This is a genomic window from Streptomyces sp. H51 (assembly GCF_035656535.1).
Lineage (GTDB): Bacteria > Actinomycetota > Actinomycetes > Streptomycetales > Streptomycetaceae > Streptomyces.
In genome coordinates this window covers 1-508 of record NZ_JAYMHD010000036.1, presented here as the reverse complement: position 1 = coordinate 508, position 508 = coordinate 1, and the positions used below count along the sequence as shown (strand labels likewise).

Genomic DNA, 508 nt, shown 5'->3' with positions numbered 1-508 from the left:
TGGATGGTGGGGGGCATGGTGGCTGGGTCGGTTGATATGGCGTCACAGGAGGCGGAGTGAGATCAGGAAGGGCCGGCCGGGTCGCGGCGGTGGTGACGGCCGTGTGTCTGGTGGGCGGGGGTCTGGCCGTGCAGACGGCCGGCGCCGTGGAAGGGCCCGAGCCGGCGGCGGGTGCGAGTGGTGTTGTTTCGTCGTCGCCTGTTCCGGCTGGGTTCTCCAGTTGGGCGGAGGTGGTCGATGAGCAGGTTTCCCTGAACAATGCTGCGGGTGCCGTCTACGAGGCGGCCGAGGGGCAGCCTCTGGGGCGTGGTCTTGCCGGTATCGAGGCGAGGCCCGAGGACCGTAAGGTGATCGTCCACTGGCACGGCAGGCTGCCGTGGGCCATGCGGCGGGCCATCGACGAGTACGATCCGCAGGTTCCGGTCGAGGTGGTCGGTGCCCGGTACAGCCAGGCGCAGATGCTGAAGGAATCGGGCAGGCTTCAGGCCGCGAGTGACATGGCGTCGAT

1 protein-coding gene is annotated in these 508 nt (G+C 68.7%); it reads left to right on the top strand.

What is annotated here, in order from left to right; translation table 11 throughout:
• Window positions 1–56: 56 nt before the first annotated feature.
• On the top strand, window positions 57–508 hold a 452-nt coding region (locus VKA29_RS10550), incomplete at its 3' end, for a hypothetical protein (RefSeq protein ID WP_324785077.1).